The organism is Providencia sp. PROV261, assembly GCF_028477945.1.
In the GTDB taxonomy this organism is placed as follows: domain Bacteria; phylum Pseudomonadota; class Gammaproteobacteria; order Enterobacterales; family Enterobacteriaceae; genus Providencia; species Providencia stuartii.
The window spans coordinates 1-20,059 of record NZ_JAMPMC010000007.1 but is presented as its reverse complement, the minus strand read 5'-3'; the positions used below and the strand labels follow the sequence as shown (position 1 = coordinate 20,059).

The 20,059-nt window shown below is 38.8% G+C and carries 22 protein-coding genes; 13 read left to right on the top strand and 9 right to left on the bottom strand.

Annotated features, from left to right (window positions below):
* Nucleotides 1–134: 134 nt before the first annotated feature.
* Entirely contained in the window at nucleotides 135–404 is a 270-nt protein-coding gene (locus PR675_RS05810; protein WP_004922790.1) for a DUF1471 domain-containing protein, read from the top strand.
* A gap of 163 nt (nucleotides 405–567) precedes the next feature.
* Here the strand turns inward: PR675_RS05810 and PR675_RS05805 are convergent, their stop codons facing one another.
* From PR675_RS05805 to gltS, 4 genes are all read right to left on the bottom strand, one after another.
* Complete coding sequence (locus PR675_RS05805; RefSeq protein ID WP_004922788.1) at nucleotides 568–918, bottom strand: RidA family protein; 351 nt, start codon at nucleotides 916–918, stop codon at nucleotides 568–570.
* 9 nt (nucleotides 919–927) lie between these two features.
* Nucleotides 928–2,169 carry a D-amino acid dehydrogenase gene (locus PR675_RS05800; RefSeq protein WP_036941455.1) on the bottom strand — a complete coding sequence of 414 codons (1,242 nt, stop codon included), beginning with the start codon at nucleotides 2,167–2,169 and terminating at the stop codon, nucleotides 928–930.
* A 56-nt stretch (nucleotides 2,170–2,225) separates the two neighbouring features.
* Nucleotides 2,226–3,131: a LysR family transcriptional regulator gene (locus PR675_RS05795; RefSeq protein WP_004922785.1), complete on the bottom strand. Its 906-nt coding sequence runs from the start codon at nucleotides 3,129–3,131 to the stop codon at nucleotides 2,226–2,228.
* 230 nt (nucleotides 3,132–3,361) lie between these two features.
* Entirely contained in the window at nucleotides 3,362–4,567 is a 1,206-nt protein-coding gene (gltS, locus tag PR675_RS05790) for a sodium/glutamate symporter (protein WP_000599533.1), read from the bottom strand.
* Nucleotides 4,568–5,010: 443 nt separating this feature from the next.
* Here gltS and PR675_RS05785 point away from each other — a divergent pair, with 443 nt between their 5' ends.
* From PR675_RS05785 to PR675_RS05775, 3 genes are read left to right on the top strand one after another with little or no spacing between them, the layout of a single operon-like run.
* Nucleotides 5,011–5,331, top strand: coding sequence for an antibiotic biosynthesis monooxygenase family protein (locus tag PR675_RS05785; RefSeq protein ID WP_000562370.1), 321 nt, complete (start codon nucleotides 5,011–5,013; stop codon nucleotides 5,329–5,331).
* Nucleotides 5,324–5,710, top strand: coding sequence for a hypothetical protein (locus PR675_RS05780; RefSeq protein ID WP_060560809.1), 387 nt, complete (start codon nucleotides 5,324–5,326; stop codon nucleotides 5,708–5,710). The genes PR675_RS05785 and PR675_RS05780 overlap by 8 nt, the downstream gene beginning before the upstream one ends.
* Nucleotides 5,711–5,717: 7 nt before the next feature.
* On the top strand, nucleotides 5,718–6,404 hold the full coding sequence (locus tag PR675_RS05775) for an ArsR/SmtB family transcription factor (protein ID WP_060560810.1): 687 nt from the start codon (nucleotides 5,718–5,720) through the stop codon (nucleotides 6,402–6,404).
* On the opposite strand, the gene tetR(B) is transcribed toward PR675_RS05775, so the two are convergent.
* Nucleotides 6,382–7,005, bottom strand: a complete 624-nt coding sequence (gene tetR(B) / locus PR675_RS05770; protein ID WP_000088605.1) for a tetracycline resistance transcriptional repressor TetR(B) — start codon at nucleotides 7,003–7,005, stop codon at nucleotides 6,382–6,384. The two genes, PR675_RS05775 and tetR(B), sit on opposite strands and share 23 nt — an antisense overlap.
* A gap of 81 nt (nucleotides 7,006–7,086) precedes the next feature.
* Between tetR(B) and tet(B) the strand changes: the two genes are divergently transcribed.
* Complete coding sequence (gene tet(B), locus PR675_RS05765; RefSeq protein ID WP_053110393.1) at nucleotides 7,087–8,292, top strand: tetracycline efflux MFS transporter Tet(B); 1,206 nt, start codon at nucleotides 7,087–7,089, stop codon at nucleotides 8,290–8,292.
* Between the two features lie 112 nt (nucleotides 8,293–8,404).
* On the opposite strand, the gene tetC is transcribed toward tet(B), so the two are convergent.
* Nucleotides 8,405–8,998, bottom strand: coding sequence for a tetracyline resistance-associated transcriptional repressor TetC (gene tetC / locus PR675_RS05760; RefSeq protein WP_000428546.1), 594 nt, complete (start codon nucleotides 8,996–8,998; stop codon nucleotides 8,405–8,407).
* Nucleotides 8,999–9,085: 87 nt separating this feature from the next.
* Here tetC and PR675_RS05755 point away from each other — a divergent pair, with 87 nt between their 5' ends.
* The 4 genes from PR675_RS05755 to PR675_RS05740 all read left to right on the top strand — a co-directional run bounded on the left by PR675_RS05755 (nucleotide 9,086) and on the right by PR675_RS05740 (nucleotide 12,325).
* On the top strand, nucleotides 9,086–10,018 hold the full coding sequence (locus PR675_RS05755) for a helix-turn-helix domain-containing protein (RefSeq protein WP_272582702.1): 933 nt from the start codon (nucleotides 9,086–9,088) through the stop codon (nucleotides 10,016–10,018).
* A gap of 83 nt (nucleotides 10,019–10,101) precedes the next feature.
* Entirely contained in the window at nucleotides 10,102–10,506 is a 405-nt protein-coding gene (locus PR675_RS05750) for a RidA family protein (protein ID WP_004922750.1), read from the top strand.
* A 399-nt stretch (nucleotides 10,507–10,905) separates the two neighbouring features.
* On the top strand, nucleotides 10,906–12,057 hold the full coding sequence (locus tag PR675_RS05745; protein WP_060560811.1) for a lactonase family protein: 1,152 nt from the start codon (nucleotides 10,906–10,908) through the stop codon (nucleotides 12,055–12,057).
* 64 nt (nucleotides 12,058–12,121) lie between these two features.
* Entirely contained in the window at nucleotides 12,122–12,325 is a 204-nt protein-coding gene (locus tag PR675_RS05740) for a hypothetical protein (RefSeq protein WP_014656609.1), read from the top strand.
* A gap of 37 nt (nucleotides 12,326–12,362) precedes the next feature.
* Here the strand turns inward: PR675_RS05740 and PR675_RS05735 are convergent, their stop codons facing one another.
* A complete protein-coding gene (locus PR675_RS05735) occupies nucleotides 12,363–13,706 on the bottom strand; it encodes an NCS2 family permease (RefSeq protein ID WP_060560812.1) in 1,344 nt (447 codons plus the stop codon).
* A 24-nt stretch (nucleotides 13,707–13,730) separates the two neighbouring features.
* The gene (locus tag PR675_RS05730) at nucleotides 13,731–15,521 is read right to left on the bottom strand and encodes an adenine deaminase (RefSeq protein ID WP_004922737.1); all 1,791 of its coding nucleotides are present in this window, start codon (nucleotides 15,519–15,521) and stop codon (nucleotides 13,731–13,733) included.
* 195 nt (nucleotides 15,522–15,716) lie between these two features.
* Here PR675_RS05730 and PR675_RS05725 point away from each other — a divergent pair, with 195 nt between their 5' ends.
* Nucleotides 15,717–16,631 (top strand): LysR family transcriptional regulator, encoded by a 915-nt coding sequence (locus tag PR675_RS05725; protein WP_004922734.1) that lies wholly within the window; start codon nucleotides 15,717–15,719, stop codon nucleotides 16,629–16,631.
* Between the two features lie 12 nt (nucleotides 16,632–16,643).
* On the opposite strand, the gene PR675_RS05720 is transcribed toward PR675_RS05725, so the two are convergent.
* The gene (locus PR675_RS05720) at nucleotides 16,644–17,150 is read right to left on the bottom strand and encodes a DUF2165 family protein (protein WP_040132372.1); all 507 of its coding nucleotides are present in this window, start codon (nucleotides 17,148–17,150) and stop codon (nucleotides 16,644–16,646) included.
* A gap of 279 nt (nucleotides 17,151–17,429) precedes the next feature.
* Here PR675_RS05720 and PR675_RS05715 point away from each other — a divergent pair, with 279 nt between their 5' ends.
* The 3 genes from PR675_RS05715 (at nucleotide 17,430) to PR675_RS05705 (ending at nucleotide 19,921) form a co-directional block, all read left to right on the top strand.
* Nucleotides 17,430–18,323 (top strand): hypothetical protein, encoded by an 894-nt coding sequence (locus PR675_RS05715; RefSeq protein WP_060560813.1) that lies wholly within the window; start codon nucleotides 17,430–17,432, stop codon nucleotides 18,321–18,323.
* A gap of 200 nt (nucleotides 18,324–18,523) precedes the next feature.
* A complete protein-coding gene (locus PR675_RS05710) occupies nucleotides 18,524–19,261 on the top strand; it encodes a vWA domain-containing protein (protein ID WP_272582701.1) in 738 nt (245 codons plus the stop codon).
* Nucleotides 19,262–19,741: 480 nt separating this feature from the next.
* A complete protein-coding gene (locus tag PR675_RS05705) occupies nucleotides 19,742–19,921 on the top strand; it encodes a hypothetical protein (protein ID WP_004922728.1) in 180 nt (59 codons plus the stop codon).
* The last annotated feature ends 138 nt before the right edge of the window (nucleotides 19,922–20,059 follow it).

The window sequence follows — 20,059 nt, the reverse complement described above, 5'->3', positions numbered from 1 at the left end:
TTAAGAGCTAACAATATTTTCAATCTAGAAAGGAATAAACGAATTAGATAGTGTAGTCATTGACAGAACAAATATAAGTCATTAACGTTTTTTATTGTTTATAAACAAAAAATTATTGTTAAGGTGGCTTTATTATGAAAAAACTAAAAATACTTGTATTATCTTTTGCATTATTAAGTCCATTAGCGTTTGGGGCGACAGAAATTAATTATACAAAATCTCTGTATTTGAAATTTGCAGGCACGGTCAATGTTGTTATGAATGATGGTGTATCTGCTGATTATGTAAAGGCAATCTCTCAAAAAGCGGATGAGAAAGGTGCTGAATATTTTGTTATTACTTCGGTTGAGTCTGAAGGAAGTGGAAACGATGTTTCGGTAACGGCCAGCTTATATAAAAAATAATCATTAAACTAAGTTGTATCATTCACCCTTTATTAAAAGGGAACGATGCAACTTAGTTATTTTTTAGGTAGGGATTAACCTGTTGAGAGTGATATGCAAAGGTCAAACGCCCATGGAATATAAAGCGCTTTTTTAGGCCAAAGTATCGTTATTGAAATCGGCACTAACGTTGCGCAGCGGTTACCATGATTTCCACAAGCACTTGCTCTCTAGCCATATTTGCTTCAACGGCAGCACGTGCAGGGCTATTCTCTGTTGGCATCCATGATTCCCAAACAGCATTAAAAGCAGCAAAATCACGTTCCATATTTTTGATCCAAACTTGGGCTGAAAGAATACGTGTTTTGTCACTGTTACTTGCAGCTAATAGAGTATCTATTTTTGCAAGTACATCTTGTGTCTGAGCTGTGATATCACCATTTAAATCATTAGGAACTTGTCCTGATAAATAAACTAAGCCTGCATATTCAACGCTATCAGCTAAACGTGGCTTTGGATTATTACGTTTGATCATATTGTTGTATTACCTCGTTAATCCAGTTAAAGAGATGGGAGATGTTTCTCCTGAAACTAATTGGCTGAGAATTTGAGCGCTGCCAGCGGCTAAGGTAAACCCTAAGCTACCATGACCAATATTTAACCAAAGATTGTTATATCCAGTTTTGCCTAATATTGGTGGCCCTTTTGGTGTTGATGGACGTAATCCACACCATGTTTCGGCATCTTCAATATTTGTTACATCAGGGAATGTGTTTTTAATAATATTTTTTAAGGCGGAAATTCGGTTATCACGCAAGCCTAATTTGTCATAACCGATATCCACCATTGCGGCGATGCGAAGTTGCTGATTAAGTTTTGCATAAACAATTTTATTTCCATAATCAGTTACATTGATTTTAGGCACCACATGTTCTTTTTCTGGATAAGGAATAGAAAGGCTATAGCCTTTTAAGCCAAGCATTGGTACATGAATACCTAATGTTTTTAGCAGTTTCCTGCTTCCATTTCCGGCACATACAATGACATCATCGGCAGAAATTGTTCCTTGCGGAGTAATAACACCTGTAATTCGCTTATCATCTTTAATAAATGAAACAACAGAATGTTGTAAGCATAGTGTAAAATCTGCTTGAGTTGATAAATATTGGAGTAAGTTTTTACAGAATAAATAACAGTCTGCACTTTCATCATCAGGAGCATAAATTGCGCCCACTAACTGTGATTGAATATTCTTTAATGATGGCTCTAAGGCGGTAATTTCAGTCGGATTTAAAACCTTTTGAAATTGACTGTCGATGGTTTCGCAAGCTTTATTAAAGCTTTTTTGGTCACGGTGAATAATTAGTTTACCCGATTTTTCCCAAGCAAAGTCACCGATATCACCATTATTACGCCAGATATTCATGATCTCTTGGCTGAGTAAAGAGAGGCGTAGTTGGTGAGCACCATTAATTTTATTTGTTTTGCGATTACAAGCTAAGGTGAATTGAGTTAACCAAGCCCATTGTTGCAGGGAAAATTGTATTTTTAAATTCAATGGTGAATCATCTTTCCCCATCCAACTTAAACCTTGTAATGGTACTCCTGCATCTGCTAACGGCGAAACATAGCGATAGCTAAGTTGTCCGCCATTGGCGAAACTTGTTTGCATGCCGACATCAGATTCTGATTCTAATAAAGTGACGGCATGACCCGCTTTGATTAAAGCATATGCAGTACTAAGGCCAATGACACCTGCACCAATAACCACCACATGTTTTTTCATAATTATCCGCAACCAATAATAACTGAGGAGTTATTATTTAACGGCGAATAAGTTAACTAAACAATTGAGTTTTCATTGCCAGAGTATAACTTTTGGTTAACTACTTTATTTCTTTTTTCGAGGGTTAGTGACAAAGTGTTTACATAGTTTTGAGCCGCTTTAGTCAATGGTCTATCCGCACGATGGAAAACTGAAACAGCTAAATGCAGATCCTCTTTGAGTGGATAGATCATCGATTTTGGTAATGTGTGCTCAGCAGAGAAAATATCAGTAATACTGCAACCTAATCCTGCTCGAACAAATTCAGCCGCCATGTGGTAGGTATGCACACTAATATTTGAAACCGAGAACTCATGGTATTGCTGTAATAATTGCGCTAATGAGTCTGAACCTGGATGTATCCAACGATCTTGGTCAATATCAGCTAATGAAACAGGACCTTCATGTTTTTGCGTATCAACATAAACAAGGGGGATTTCAGCGATGGGTAATACCGTAATTCCGCCTTCAATAGCCAAATTGAAACCAATACCAATATCAAGGTCTTGTTGGGTTAATAATTGCATGATATCGACGGTATGATGGGTGCCAATCGTTAATTTTATATTGGGGTGTTTTTTAATAAACAGAGCGGTGACTTCAGGTACTAAGTTTAAACCTAGGCTTGGTAAACAGCCAATCGCTAATTTTCCCTGAGGGTTTTTGGATAAATTTTGCGCTAATATTCTTAAGCGGTCTAAATTTCGATAAACTTCTTTTGCTTCATCAAAAAGCAGTAAAGCCTCATCGGTTGGTAATAATTTCCCTCTAATTCGTTGGAATAATACTAACCCTAATTGTTGCTCAGCATGTTTGAGTGCTTTACTCGCCGCGGGTTGAGAAATATGTAAAACTTCAGCCGCACGCGTTAAGGAACCACAAGTCATTACAGCATAAAAGATATCGAGATGTCTTAATTTCATTCCATGTAGCCTACTGATTATTTATTTCTACGGACTATTCTAACGAATAAAGTATAAATAATCAGATATACTCGTCATAATTCAAATTTTGGTTTAGTTGTCACGAGAATTAATTCGTAAACGTGCAAGCTAAATAGATTGACTAGGGGAATATACGGGGTAAGAAAGCGGCTCGGCATACTGCCCTATAATAAATTGTTAGGAGAAGTACGCCGAGTAGTGTGTAGCTATTAGGTAAAGTATGTACCAATTTCAATAAATATTTTAATTAAGATACTGTTTGAAATATCAACAATAAAGGCACCGACCATAGGAACGACAAGGAAAGCTTTATGTGATGGTCCAAATGCTTTTGTGACTGTTTGCATATTCGCAATTGCTGTTGGTGTTGCTCCCATACCAAAGCCACAGTGACCCGCGCTGATCACGACAGCATCATAATCTTTGCCCATCATTTTGAAGGTGACAAAGCAGGCAAATAGCACCATGACAACAGTTTGTACAGCAATGATAATTAATACTGGCCCTGCCATGCTTGCCAATTGACCAAATTTTAATGACATTAACGCCATTGCCAAGAAAAGCGATAAAGCAACGCTACCTAATACATCGACGGTCGGCTCAAACACTTCGTGTTTAAATACATGAGTCAGTGTATTACGGATAATAATACCGACAAATAAACACCAGACAAAAGTAGGCAGTTGCAGAAAAGTATCTTTAAACAATGCACTGATATAGCCACCAACAACAATACAGATAATCAGCATTGAAATGGTTTCAATAACGTTATTTGCATTGATTTTTCTTTTGACGCTTGGTTGCTCAAAAGCTTCAACGATAGTGTCGCGCTCTTGCTCGGTTGTTTTAGGAATAGAGACCTTTTTCAAAAGATGACGGGCAACAGGGCCGCCAACTAAACCACCCAACACTAATCCAAGTGTTGCACAAGCCATCGCTAATTCAACGGCGCCTGTTACACCATATTTATCAGCGAGAATAGGGCCCCATGCTCCGGCATTACCATGACCACCTGTTAGAGTAATTGAACCTGCAATTAAGCCAATAAATGGACTTTCATTCATCATGACAGCCATACTCATGCCGACAGTATTTTGAATGGCGATTAGGATCGTTACTGCAATAGTTAATAGAACTAACGGCTTTCCTCCTTTAATCAGTCGAGAAAAGTCAGAACTTAGCCCGATAGAGGAAAAGAATGTGAGCATTAATAAACTTTGCAATGAAGCATCAAAAGTAAACGAATAACCTGATGTTTTATCAATAATTAACAGAACAATTGCAACAATAAAGCCACCAACGACGGCTTCTGGTATGTGGTTTTTTTGTAGGAACGGGGTAAATTTTACGACAAACATTCCTATGAGTAGCGCGATACATGCGACTAATAATGTATAACTGGCATCTAGGATCATTTTTTTACCTCTATTAGTTTACCAGAATTTTCACTATAACAATTTAACAATAGTGAAAAATGAAGTTACTTTGGTTAACTAATCTTTAACAATGAGTTTTATTAGGGTATCCATAACTTTTAGTTAATAGGGTCATAATTTTAGTGTGATCTTAATCATGAAATATTAAAAAGATTAAAATAACAACAATGGTATTTAATGATGGGTAAACCTAAATACCATGCGGGATCCGCACTATTTTCGGTGATAGCAAAAAATAAAAAAGTATAAATAATAAACAAAATTATAAGAGAAGGAGAACATGATAAGCGCAGGCCGAGCAATTTAAAGAAGTGTGATATACAACATAAAACAGCAGCATGACCTTTCTATATTTCGTTGCTTATCGAAGTGTTAATTTTCGGGTGGATTACTCTGTTTATTGATTAATAACGGAGAAAAATATGATTGCTGTAATATTTGAGGTGCAAATACAACCCGACCAACAAACTCGCTATTTGACTTTAGCTGAGGAGTTAAGACCACTATTAAGTCATGTAGCTGGTTTTATTTCAATTGAACGTTTTCAAAGTCTAGCTACAGAAGGAAAAATGTTATCGCTATCTTGGTGGGAAAACGAATACGCAGTTCTGCAATGGAAAAATCATGTTTTACATGCGAAAGCTCAGCAAGAAGGGCGAGAGTCAATATTTGATTTTTACAAAATTAGTATTGCTCATATTACTCGCGAATATTCATTTAAAAAGGACAAGGATAATGTTTGATGTTCACGTTGTTTTAGACAATCAAATAGGACAATTAGCATTACTAGGAAAAACATTAGGTAATAAAGGTATTGGATTGGAAGGGGGAGGGATATTTACGGTTGGTGATGAATGCCATGCTCATTTTCTTGTTGAACAAGGAAAGGAAGCTAAAATAGCGCTAGAGCAAGCTGGACTGTTAGTACTTGCGATCCGGACACCATTAATTCGTAAGTTAAAACAGGAAAAACCGGGGGAACTTGGCGAAATAGCACGAATATTGGCGGAGAATAACATTAATATTTTAGTGCAATACAGTGACCATGCTAACCAACTGATATTAATAACGGACAATGATAGTATGGCTGCATCTGTTACGCTCCCTTGGGCAATAAAGTGAACTTGCGATGGCTAATTTAATACGAAAAGAGGTTACCTTTGAGTCCTCAATAGCCGCGATAGGGGCGGCTATGTCTGACATTTCACGAGTTAAAATACTCAGTGCTTTGATGGATGGGCGAGCTTGGACGGCCACCGAGCTAAGTTCTGTGGCGAATATATCAGCTTCAACGGCGAGCAGTCATTTATCTAAATTATTAGATTGCCAGCTAATCACAGTAGTAGCTCAAGGCAAGCATCGTTATTTTCGGCTAGCAGGAAAAGATATTGCTGAATTGATGGAAAGTATGATGGGGATCTCCTTAAACCATGGCGTACATGCCAAAGTTTCCACGCCAGTGCATTTACGAAAAGCACGTACTTGCTATGATCATTTAGCTGGTGAAGTTGCCGTTAAGATCTATGATTCCTTTTGTCAACAGCAATGGATCACTGAAAATGGTTCAATGATCACATTAAGTGGTATTCAATATTTTCATGAAATGGGAATTGACATTCCTTCCAAACATTCACGTAAAATCTGTTGTGCGTGTTTAGATTGGAGTGAACGCCGTTTCCATTTAGGTGGGTACGTTGGAGCCGCATTATTTTCGCTTTATGAATCTAAAGGGTGGTTAACTCGACATCTTGGTTACCGTGAAGTTACCATCACGGAAAAAGGTTATGCTGCTTTTAAGACCCACTTTCACATTTAAGTTGTTTTTCTAATCCGCATATGATCAATTCAAGGCCGAATAAGAAGGCTGGCTCTGCACCTTGGTGATCAAATAATTCGATAGCTTGTCGTAATAATGGCGGCATACTATCAGTAGTAGGTGTTTCCCTTTCTTCTTTAGCGACTTGATGCTCTTGATCTTCCAATACGCAACCTAAAGTAAAATGCCCCACAGCGCTGAGTGCATATAATGCATTCTCTAGTGAAAAACCTTGTTGGCATAAAAAGGCTAATTGATTTTCGAGAGTTTCATACTGTTTTTCTGTAGGCCGTGTACCTAAATGTACTTTTGCTCCATCGCGATGACTTAGTAAAGCACATCTAAAACTTTTAGCGTTATTACGTAAAAAATCTTGCCAGCTTTCCCCTTCTAAAGGGCAAAAGTGAGTATGGTGCCTATCTAACATCTCAATGGCTAAGGCGTCGAGCAAAGCCCGCTTATTTTTTACATGCCAATACAATGTAGGCTGCTCTACACCTAGCTTCTGGGCGAGTTTACGGGTTGTTAAACCTTCGATTCCGACCTCATTAAGCAGCTCTAATGCGCTGTTAATCACTTTACTTTTATCTAATCTAGACATCATTAATTCCTAATTTTTGTTGACACTCTATCATCGATAGAGTTATTTTACCACTCCCTATCAGTGATAGAGAAAAGTGAAATGAATAGTTCGACAAAGATCGCATTGGTAATTACGTTACTCGATGCCATGGGGATTGGCCTTATCATGCCAGTCTTGCCAACGTTATTACGTGAATTTATTGCTTCGGAAGATATCGCTAACCACTTTGGCGTATTGCTTGCACTTTATGCGTTAATGCAGGTTATCTTTGCTCCTTGGCTTGGAAAAATGTCTGACCGATTTGGTCGGCGCCCAGTGCTGTTGTTGTCATTAATAGGCGCATCGCTGGATTACTTATTGCTGGCTTTTTCAAGTGCGCTTTGGATGCTGTATTTAGGCCGTTTGCTTTCAGGGATCACAGGAGCTACTGGGGCTGTCGCGGCATCGGTCATTGCCGATACCACCTCAGCTTCTCAACGCGTGAAGTGGTTCGGTTGGTTAGGGGCAAGTTTTGGGCTTGGTTTAATAGCGGGGCCTATTATTGGTGGTTTTGCAGGAGAGATTTCACCGCATAGTCCCTTTTTTATCGCTGCGTTGCTAAATATTGTCACTTTCCTTGTGGTTATGTTTTGGTTCCGTGAAACCAAAAATACGCGTGATAATGCAGATACCGAAGTAGGGGTTGAGACGCAATCGAATTCGGTATACATCACTTTATTTAAAACGATGCCCATTTTGTTGATTATTTATTTTTCAGCGCAATTGATAGGCCAAATTCCCGCAACGGTGTGGGTGCTATTTACCGAAAATCGTTTTGGATGGAATAGCATGATGGTTGGCTTTTCATTAGCGGGTCTTGGTCTTTTACACTCAGTATTTCAAGCCTTTGTGGCAGGAAGAATAGCCACTAAATGGGGCGAAAAAACGGCAGTACTGCTCGGATTTATTGCAGATAGTAGTGCATTTGCCTTTTTAGCGTTTATATCTGAAGGTTGGTTAGTTTTCCCTGTTTTAATTTTATTGGCTGGTGGTGGGATCGCTTTACCTGCATTACAGGGAGTGATGTCTATCCAAACAAAGAGTCATCAGCAAGGTGCTTTACAGGGATTATTGGTGAGCCTTACCAATGCAACCGGTGTTATTGGCCCATTACTGTTTGCTGTTATTTATAATCATTCACTACCAATTTGGGATGGCTGGATTTGGATTATTGGTTTAGCGTTTTACTGTATTATTATCCTGCTATCGATGACCTTCATGTTAACCCCTCAAGCTCAGGGGAGTAAACAGGAGACAAGTGCTTAGTTATTTCGTCACCAAATGATGTTATTCCGCGAAATATAATGACCCTCTTGATAACCCAAGAGGGCATTTTTTACGATAAAGAAGATTTAGCTTCAAATAAAACCTATCTATTTTATTTATCTTTCAAGCTCAATAAAAAGCCGCGGTAAATAGCAATAAATTGGCCTTTTTTATCGGCAAGCTCTTTTAGGTTTTTCGCATGTATTGCGATATGCATAAACCAGCCATTGAGTAAGTTTTTAAGCACATCATCATCATAAGCTTTAAGTTGGTTCTCTTGGATCAATTTGCTGACAATGGCGTTTACCTTACCAGTAATGTATTCAAGGCTAATTTTTTCAAGTTCATTCCAACCAATGATAGGCATCACTTCTTGGATAGGGATAAGGTTTTTATTATTATCAATAATATAATCAAGATAATGTTCAAATATACTTTCTAAGGCAGACCAACCATTTGTTAAATCAGTTTTTGTTGTGATGTAGGCATCAATCATAATTAATTGCTGCTTATAACAGGCACTGAGTAATTGTTTTTTATTTTTAAAGTGATGATAAAAGGCACCTTTGGTCACCAACGCTTTTCCCGAGATCTCATCTATTGAAACAGCTTGATAGCCTTTTTCAACAAACAATATTCGTGCTGAGTTAACCAGTGATTGATAGGTACTCTTAAAATTTTCTTGTTGATGATTTTTATTTTCCATGATAGATCTAAAATAACATACCGTCAGTATGTTTATGGTATCATGATGATGTGGTCGTGACAATCTTAAGAACATTTAGGTTATTTTATGTATATTGAACAGCATTCTCGCTATCAAAATAAAGCTAATAACATCCAATTAAGATATGATGATAAGCAGTTTCATACAACGGTTATCAAAGATGTTCTATTATGGATTGAACATAATTTAGATCAGTCTTTACTGCTTGATGATGTGGCGAATAAAGCGGGTTATACCAAGTGGTATTTTCAGCGGCTGTTCAAAAAAGTAACAGGGGTCACACTGGCTAGCTATATTCGTGCTCGTCGTTTGACGAAAGCGGCTGTTGAGTTGAGGTTGACGAAAAAAACTATCCTTGAGATCGCATTAAAATATCAATTTGATTCTCAACAATCTTTTACACGTCGATTTAAGTACATTTTTAAGGTTACACCAAGTTATTATCGGCGTAATAAATTATGGGAATTGGAGGCAATGCAGCCACCTATCAATTTCGATATTGATTATTTAGCAATTCCTCAAATTGTTGAGTGTGAACAGTATACTTTGCATATTAAAGAGTATCAGTATCTATCTTCATTAGATGAGGTTGGATTATTGCATGAAAATATTAGGGGAAGTTTTTGGGATGATTTTTTTAAGGCGACAAATTTAAAAATAAAAGAATGCTATGTGTTGATCAATTATCAGAAAACAGAGAAAAGATCACACATGGTGCAAGTGAAATACCAGATTGGCTTAAAAACAATAGATCCAATTGTTGATCACAACCAGTTTAAAGAAATTTATTTGCCTAGTGGAAAGTACGCAAAGTTTTCATTTAAAGGCTCTTTGGCTGAATACCGTGATTTTAGCTTAAATCTTTATCTTTATTCTTTGCCTTCTCTAGGGCTACTTCGTCGTGAAGGGGGGGATATTGAAAAATATATTAATAATAAAGAAAATGTAGAATTACCAATAAAAGAAATTGAAATAGAATATTTTGTGCCAATTTACTAACACTGAAAACTAGTTTGTTCAAGCTTTGTTTAAATATGAAAAGGTATTTTATTCAAAATACGATTATTTTAAAATGAGATAATATGTCAAAAAAATCAATTAACCCTTCATCTGTTTTTAATTCATTGCAGTATGGATTTAGTCAAGCTATTGAAACTACAGGTACTCGGCAGCTTTTTCTCTCTGGGCAAGTTGGTGTTGATGCGAATCAACAAACCGTGGCTGGTGGTATTTATGAGCAAACCATTCAAGCAATTAAAAATATCGAGTATGTCCTTAAAGAAGCCCACGGAACGCTGAATGATGTTGTTATGCTGCGGATTTATATTAAGCAAGGTTGTGATAGTGATGAAGAGCAAAATGCGATATCTCAGGCACTAAAAGAAAAGTTTACCTCGGCGCCACCAGCATCATCTTGGGTGATCGTTACGGGGTTATCATTGCCAGAGTGGCTGATTGAAATTGAAGCCCATGCAGTGCTTAATTAAATGAGATTAACCGATAATATTAATTATCGGTTTTCGCCAACTCAATAAAATCTAGGTGAAATACAGACTGTTATTGATGATTAAATAATGATGATTTTTGTTCAATAGCGCGACGCTTATCCCAAAAATAAAAATACATACTAAAGTTAAATTACCTATCCAGATTGATTTTAAAATTCAATTTTATCAACAAAGCCAGTTGTTAATGTGTAACACCAGCTAAGTGGAAATGGATAACGCTAGTTAGTAGATTATTTCCACGAGAAAATGGAAATAATGTGGCTGCACAGTCATAGATGATTTTTCTATTCTACCAATGTAGTGGTTAAGTTTAATACTCATATTCGGTCATATACCAAGATATGAGCGTGTATTGTTATTTAACTAGGAAAATTTATCATGGCAAATAAGTTATCTATCTGGGCGGCGTCATTTATGTTTGCGAGTACTTCTTTGGTAGCCGCTCCTCAATTTGCGTGGGTTGGAACTTATAGCCCTAATGGTGAAGGAATATATCGTTTTGATATCGATAATCAAACGGGGCAATTAAGCCGTAAAGTTTTGGCCGCTCCACTTACAAATGCTGCACAATTGGTTTTATCAAAAAATGGTAACGTGCTGTATGCAGGGAGTGAAACAGAAAAGGGAACGGTTCATGCATGGCAGGTTAAGGATAATGGGGAGTTACAGGCGATAAATAATGTTTCATCTGGAGGGGATGGCCCTGTTTATTTATCGATAACCCCAGATGGGCGCTACTTATTGGTTGCGAATTACCATAGTGGTGCTGTGTCGGTGCTTCCTATTCGAGATGATGGCGGTCTATTACCTGCAAGTGAAGTTATTCAACATGAAGGTCCTGCTGGGGCCGCCTATCCTGAAGCGGCAGTTGAGGGGAGCTTTGCAATCAGTGATCATAACGGGCCTCATGCTCACATGATAGCAACCGACCCTTCAGGGGAATATGTGTTTACCACAGATCTCGGTCTTGACCGCATCTATCAATATCGCTTTGATGGAAAGAATGGAAAATTAATTGCAAATGATCCCCCATACATTATGGCATCATCAAAAGGTGCTGGCCCTCGCCATTTTGTTTTTTCTAAATTAGGAGACAGAGTTTGGTTGGTTAATGAAGAAGCATCAACATTGACTGAATATCAATTTGATAAACAAAAAGGTACTTTAAAAGAGAAGGCGACAGTTTCGACGTTACCTGAAAATTATAAAGGCACAAATTTTATTTCGGGTATTGTAGAGAGCCAAGATGGTAAACATCTCTATGTTGGAAATCGTTTACACAATAGTGTTGCACATTTTAGTATTAATGAAGAGGGTTCACTCAGCAAAGTATCGCAAACATGGACACGAGGGGATTACCCAAGAACATTAACATTGTCTCCAGACGGTCAATATTTATATGTTATGAACCAACGTAGTGACAATATTACCCGTTTTAAGGTTGAACCGAATACAGGGGAATTGGTGTTTGTTGATGACTATGTACCGATTGGCGCCCCTTCACAAATGGTCGTCAGTGAGACAAAATAACTTACAGGTTTTATTGGTGGTGCTAATAAGTGCGATCAATGCGAGTTGAGAAAAGGAAATTGCAATGTCCGGTGAAAAATTAGGGAATGAACGTATTCGAAGTGCAACAGGGAATAATAAGCGTCTGTCACGGCTCGAAATCAATGAAATTAAGCGTGCGGTTGAAATTGAAAATTCAATCAGTAAGCGTCAAGGTAAACAGCCTAAACAACCTCAAATTGTGCGTTTTCACTGTGGCTGTAATTGCTTTTCAATTAAGGTTGATTAATGGGAAAGCACCCAACAGTTGTTGGGTGCTTATATGATCAGTGTTTGACCAGCGTAGAAAAATAGTAGACGAGTGGTACAGCTAATACCCATAAGCTGATAGGGATCTCTCTCCATTTCCCTGCAACAGCTTTAATCAGAATATAGAACAGTAGGCCACCTGCAATACCCGTACCGAAACTATTGGCGATCAATGTGATCATCACCATCATTAAAACAGGTAAACCATCCGTAAAGTTTGCAAGGTCAACTTTACGTAGTCCACTGAACATATTTAGTCCAATCAAAATTAATGCAGGCGCGGTGGCTTGCGCTGGGATCATTAAAGCAATTGGTGTAAACAGTAGCATTAATAGGAACATAAAGGCCGCTGCAAGAGCCGTAAGTCCCGTTTTACCGCCGGCTTCCGCAGCCGCTGAAGACTCAATTAAAGCGGTTGCCGCAGGAATGCCTACCCATGGGCCGAGTGCGGCTGCAATTGAGTCAACGATAAATGGGCGGTTAATGTTCGGCATATTGCCTTCTTTATCAAGTAACCCCGCTTCACCACCGACAGCCAGTGTCGTACCCATCGTCGAGAAAAATTCAGCGGCAAAAAATACAAATAAAAAGGGTAAGAAGGCGATGTTTAAGGCGCCAATTAAGTCAACCTCTCCGAATACAGGGCCTACTGAATGAGGAATACCAATAAAGTTATCGGGTAATTTTGTGACCCCAAAAGGAATACCTATAACGGTGGCAAATAAAATTGCCCATAAAATAGCTCCGGGTATACGTCGTGCTTGTAAGGCGATGGCGACAAAGAAACCAGCCAAAGCCACTAATGCCCCCGGTGATAAAAAATCACCTAACATCAAGGCGTTGGTTTTAGGGTTAGCAAGTACTAAACCTGCATTTCGAAAACCGAGAACGGCAACAAATAAACCGATAGAGGCGGTTAGCCCAAGTTTGATCGATTGAGGAACCGAGCGAGTGACAACTTCGCGTAAACCAAATTTAGTGAGCAGGAAGAATAAAATGCCTGACCAACAAGCTATGCCCAAACCAATTTGCCAGTTAATCCCTTCGCTACCTGCAAGTGTGATACCTACCAGTACAGAGCCGCCAATGCCTGGTCCAACGACGAAAGGAAGGTTGGCATAGAAAGCCATTAGCAGACTCGCCAGCACAAAAACAATGATCGTGCCTGTTGTTGCGGCACCTTTATCCATTCCCCCAGCGGCGAGCAGCCCGGGGATCACAACTAACAAATAAGCGGCAGCAAGAAAACCTGTTACCCCTGCTAAGAACTCTGTTCTGACGGTGCTCCCTCGAGCGCGCAATGCAAAACGTTTTTCTAGCCAACTCCCTGATGTTGGCGCATTAATCATATTGTCAGCCATAAATTGGCTCTCCTATCATTATTATTAATTATTGTGATTGTGCGAGTGTTTACTGGTTTGAATCACGGGATCAACAATTTGTCGCGTTGTACCGTCAGTCAACCCTAGGTCAGTCAAATGAGGGCCTGCATTACAGGCAAGACAGGTGCCTTCAATAGCTTTAAAAACACGATAAGGCGGCTCCCAATCGGCTATTTCACTGCTAAGCTCTCGTAATTGACGAAACTGTTCGGCAAGCTGTTTTGCAGGCAGATCGGATAGCATGCCAGCAATTGGCATCGCAACGTGAGCGAGGACTTTACCGTTTTGAACTAAAGCCATACCACCGCCACTTTCGATAAGCAAATTAGCCGCGTGTGCCATATCTTCTGCATCACGACCCAGTACAACTAAATTGTGAGAATCATGTGAGTAGCTGGTTGCGATAGCACCGCGTAATTCACCCCAGCCTTCTAATAGTGCAATTTGTGGCTTGGCATCATGGCGTCCATGGCGATGTTGTACGCGGATCAAGCTAAAGCCATTCGGTATTTGAACTTTGCCATCGGTAATTTGCACATCAATTTCACCCCATTGTGTGAAGCGAGCTCCTCGAATATGGCGTAATCGAGCACTGCCATTAATAATATTATCAATTTGTAATGTGCAATCAGCGGCTGTGATAGGTGACAGACACATGGTATCTCTAGGTGGTAAAACGGTTTGATCTGTGGCTAGTGATTTAAATAGTTTTCCATCTTCGGAAATTTGCTGACCTGCAACATACACGCGGTGTGCTTGTAATTTTTTGAGTGAATCAAAGACCACCAAATCAGCGCGACGCCCTGCGGCAATTAACCCCAGATCGTGACGTTGTAAGCGAATGGCTGCATTTAAGGTTGCAAAACGGAGTACATCTGTCGCTTGCATACCATGCTCAATTAATAGATTCAGTAGGGCAATGATCCCCCCTTTTTCGATTAAAATATCAGGTGGAACATCATCGGTGCATACGGTGATTTGTGATGAGAGATGAGGTAGCTTTTGCAACTCAGCGACGATGTCTGGCAATAGATAAGGGTGAGAGCCACGAATTTCGAGTGTTAAACCAGCTCGCAATTTCTCTAAAGCATCTTCTGCTGAGGTAAGCTCATGATCAGATGTCACGCCAGCAGCGAGGTAGGCTTGTAAATCGGCTCCTTTTAACCCTCTAGCATGGCCTTCAATGAGTTTCCCCGACGTAAGCCCCGCGTTTAAAATCTCCTCCATTCGTTCACTACCATGAAGAACGCCGAACATATCCATCACTTCTGCAACACCATGGACCTCTGGCCAACTTAACATGGTTGACATTTCTTTTCCGGCAAAGTCGGCTCCTGACATTTCAAGGCCTGGTGTTGAGGGAACAGAGGAGGGGGCAGCTACCATGACATGCAGCGGTAAATTGCGGCTTGCTTCAATCGCATAACGGACACCTTCCAAGCCTAATACATTAGCCAATTCATGGGGATCCCAAAATACCGCGGTGGTTCCTTGTGTTAGCACTATTTCGGCGTAACGCACGGGAGGAAGATGGGAGCTTTCTAAGTGAACATGTGTGTCAATCAGCCCTGGTGAAATAAAATACCCGTTAAGGTCATGGATTTCCTTGGCATCACTTCGGCTTCCTGTTGGGTGGACACTCGCAATGAGTGAATCGACGATACCAATATCGGCGGCACGGATCTCGCCAGTGACCATGTCGACAATATTGGCTTGTGTGAGAAGCAGGTCAAAAGGGATTTCACCTTTTGCCGCTTGCACTGCTCTGCGTCTGCTGTAGTTGGTTTCGCTCATAAAATACCATCAATAAATGATCCTTTGCTGCTACTTTATGAGTTACGCAAACGTTTGCCAAGATGATAAAACTTATCAGATCATAAGAAAGGGTTATAATGGTGAATAAGAGCATTAAGGCTAGGTTAGGCTTTGTATGGTTAATTAGAGGGTTATAACAACGCCTTATCATAAAATAGAGTGTGAATAGAGAACATGAGTGAACCATGGCAGCGCCTGCCTGCATTGACGTTAAAACAGATACAATATTTTGTGACTTTGGCACATTTAAGGCATTTTACTGATACAGCGAGCCGACTAGCCATTAGTCAACCTGCGTTGAGTAGTGCATTACGTCAAATTGAAAGTGTGATTGGAGGAAAACTAGTTAATCGAACCGCTTCCTCTGTAACGCTAACAGAGCTTGGTGCTGCTATTTTACCGCATGCTGAACGTATACTGAGTGTTTCACACCGTGCTTTTAGTGATATTCAACAGATAATTGACGAAGGCGGAGACGGCACGTTGCGTATTGGCTTGGTGCCTTCCGTGAGCTCACTACTTTTTCCTGATGTGCCGACACAACTTAATTTGCACTTTCCTCGGCTGAATGTGGAGTTTTACGATAAAACCAATGATTCATTAGTTTCTCAATTAATGAATAATGAGATTGATTTTGGGGTTGGTGTATTAGACAGCTCAGTCCCTAGAGAGTTACAACTGTTTACGTTACAAGATGACCCTTTTGTCGCAGTCGTACATCGAGAAGATGTATTAGCGGGAGGCTTCCATTTGCCTTGGAAAATGCTTAATAATCGCGATATTGCGGTGTTTTCTAAAGGCAACATCCAACGTTTAGTATTAGCCACATTGGAAAGCCACCGCTTAAAGCCCAATATTCGTTATCAAGTTGATTACATTGAAACGCTATATGGCTTAGTCCGTTCTAAATTGGCGATTGCTATTCTTCCTCACCTTTATACCGTACATTTACGCGACCCTGACTTAATGGTTTTGCAGTTACAGCAACCGGCATTGACTCGCACGGTGTCTTTGATGCGAACCAGCCAAATCTTAACACCAATGGTAGAATCCGCATTTACAGTGCTGCTTAAGACACTGAAAGCATAAGCTGCTTTTTAATTACTCATGCGGTTTTTCATCATCGCTGTCACGAGCCGTGACATACATGAGTACTAACAAAATGGTAATAAAGAAACGGAATGCATTGGGTATACCGTTCCATTGTTTTGACATCCACATTGCAAACCATTCACCCCCAATAGACATAAATGCGACTTGCCATAATAAGAATGCCAGTGTTAATCCGATAATTGCCCATTTTTTGCTTTGATTAAAAGCCACAGCATTTTTGTTGATATTTTTAAATAAGATGAAAGCTCCCCACCAACAAATGAGAGCCGCAATAATTTCAATACTAATAATAGTGATATAGACAAGATGGTGAAAGGGAGGTGAATTGATAGCCCGATACTTCACATTTGCATTAGGGAATATTGCATCCATTGTTAGGACATGCTGTACAAATAAAAAATTTGTGTTGTAATCGGTTAAATTATTAAAGGCAGTAAATGAAATGAATAAGGCTATAGCACAAACACAGAGTGATTTTGATAAACGAATTATCATTTGTTTCCCTTAAGTTATTTTTCATCGTTTCATCCGTTGATAATTCGACAAGATAGCATCATTGACAAATTGCCGCTATTAACCATAGTAAATATCAGACAATATTCATCATATTGGCGACTTATTCTAAATAAGATAAATATTGAATATAAGTGCTATAAATATTATGAAGAAGGTAGGCGGTTTAGCTTAGTTTAAAATATGTTTCTATTTTTAATATGCTAATATTTTTCTATTAGAAAATGATAATACACACACCAATAGTGAGAAAAATAGATAATGAAAACAATATGTAAAAGTGGATTGCTAGCTATTGCGATGTTTGCTGTATCTGCTTGTGATGATTTTGATCCAATGAGCCATAAAGGTGAGTTTTATTATAGTAATCCAACAAACGATAATATTTCATTTAAGGTCGATAATAACGATTATAATGTGCTACCAGGGCAAAGAGGCATTATTCAACTTGCATCGGGTAAACATACGTTAGAAAACAGCCAAGGTGAATTATTTTCGTTTATGGTTTTTGACAACAATAACGGGGGGATTATTAACCCAAATAACCTTGTTTATTATACCCTTTCAGAGACTTATGTTGTTGAAGGTAAAGCTGATCGTTTCAAACCGACCACTTATAACGTAACTATCAACGGCCATGATGTCAATATGGCAGTAAGAAGCGCAAATGCGTTTGTCATTGATGCTAATTTATTTAAGTGTAGCTATTTATTGGGAGAGCCTTTCCCTGAATCAATCACGACACATGATCAAAAATTAGACGGAAATATTAAGTCAAAGTGTTTTGATAAGGCTGAATTAATTGAATATATTGCCAATGAATATGGTGAAGATTTACAGCCTAATATGCCGGAAGATGCACTGCATGACTCCATCAATATGGCCTTTAGTTATGAGCTACCAACAGCAGACTTTACGGATCAATCGGTTCAGTCAATAGCCGAAGAATTGGTGAATTTACTAAAACAACTGAAAGAAACCAATGATACTGCTATCCATGAAAAATTAAATCAACAATTTCACCAGCTCAGTATCGAATTAGTGAAAGCTCATGCTAATAACTCGGCATCTAATTCAGTTTCAGATAACGAGCAATACAATAATTTTGTTCATCAGGTTGGTGAATTGAGAGGTTATGGTATTTGGGAAAAATAATAATAAATTTTAAATAATCAAAAAAAGATTGTATTTATAAAATCCCCCCAATCGTTGGGTAATCAATTATTGGGGGATTTTGTCTCCTTTTCTTTTTAAGAATCTGCCTGCAAACTAACCAGAGAATTCTTATGTGAAATGATTGTGATAAACGGATGATAGCTATTATCAAATAAGAACATCTGCATAGGAATAATTATATGAAGGCAATATTAAAGCCATTTCTTGGTATTACGTTTGCTTCTATCTTTTTGATGTTTTCTTCAATAGCAAACGGCAAATCGATCGTTGTAGAAAAAACACAGCCTGAAGTCTTAGACCTTGTATTTATACTGGATAAAAGTGGTTCAATGTCAGGTTTTGAATCTGATACGATTGGCCGCTTTAATCGTGTGTTAACAGAAAATCGTAATAAAAAAGGGGATGTCTTTATTACGACAGTGCTGTTCAATGATAAAACAACCCTCTTACACAATAGAGAGCCTATCGATAAAGTACCAAATTTAACTTTAGAAGATTATCAGGTTGGCAGTAATACTGCACTATTAGATGCGGTTGGTGACACCATTAGCAAAATGCAAGAAAACCGGAAGATAACAAAAAATAATAACGTTTTATTCGTTATCATTACTGATGGTGAAGAAAATAGTAGCCACAAATATAGTCAATCGAAAATTAAATCTATGATCAAATCGGCAGAAATGGAGGATAAATGGGACTTTATCTTCCTTGGCGCCAATATTGATGCGATCACTGCTGCCGATAGTATTGGTATTAGTCGCTCCAAAGCAACTGGATATGTGCAAGATAAAACCGGTTACGACAAAGCATATAAAGCGATTAATAATGCCGTTGAGTCAAAGAAAAATGCTGCACCAATATCAGAGGAATGGAAAAAAGAGGTTGAAACTGACGCGATGGAGCGCACAAATAAGTAGTGTAATGGAAGAGTAGATTTACTGATAAACTAATCCCTCAATATTGAACTGCACCCCAAAAGTGAGACGCCTTTAGTCTAATTTGAAGGGTGCTTTTCTATGTTAAAACATACTCTAGAGTTTAAACTTGAAATTATTCAGGCCTACCTAAATGGTGAGAGGGGGTAAAATACTCGATAAAAGATTTAAACGTAATCATGATACGACTTGGTGATGGATTGAAAATTATCAACAGCACGGGGTGTATGGGCTAAACGTTAAAACATGAAAACAGGTTTATTTTCCTGAATTCAAATTTCATGCGGTTCACATGATCCTAAATGGGACATTTTTACATGAGGGCTCTGACAGCTTGATATCAATGGCTGATCATATAAAGAATACGGTAGATAGGAAGTAAAAATAAACCGAAAGGGTGCCCAAACCAAATGAAGAAGTCTTCCCTGTTTTTGAGACAGCGATGGTAAAATTTCAGCTGAAATGCTGGGCAAGAACACTGTAATTTATGTTGAGAAACAACTTGGTGTTAAAATAGGTGAATATACAACATTTTGTAAAAATACTGTTGGTGCTTGTGCTGAGGCATCAGCAGCAGACTCGTTGATCCGCCAAGGGGTTAAGCCAGAAAATATCCGATTTACCCAAGCGGTCAGGCCATGAGAGGTTTGGGAAAAAGATACAATCCCGCTAAAAGCAATAAAAGAAACATGTGACAATTGCCTAGTTACATGACCAACAGGCGTAGATAAATGAGTGCATTAGCAAATGACTGGAAACCAAGACTCTGCACAGAAAGTG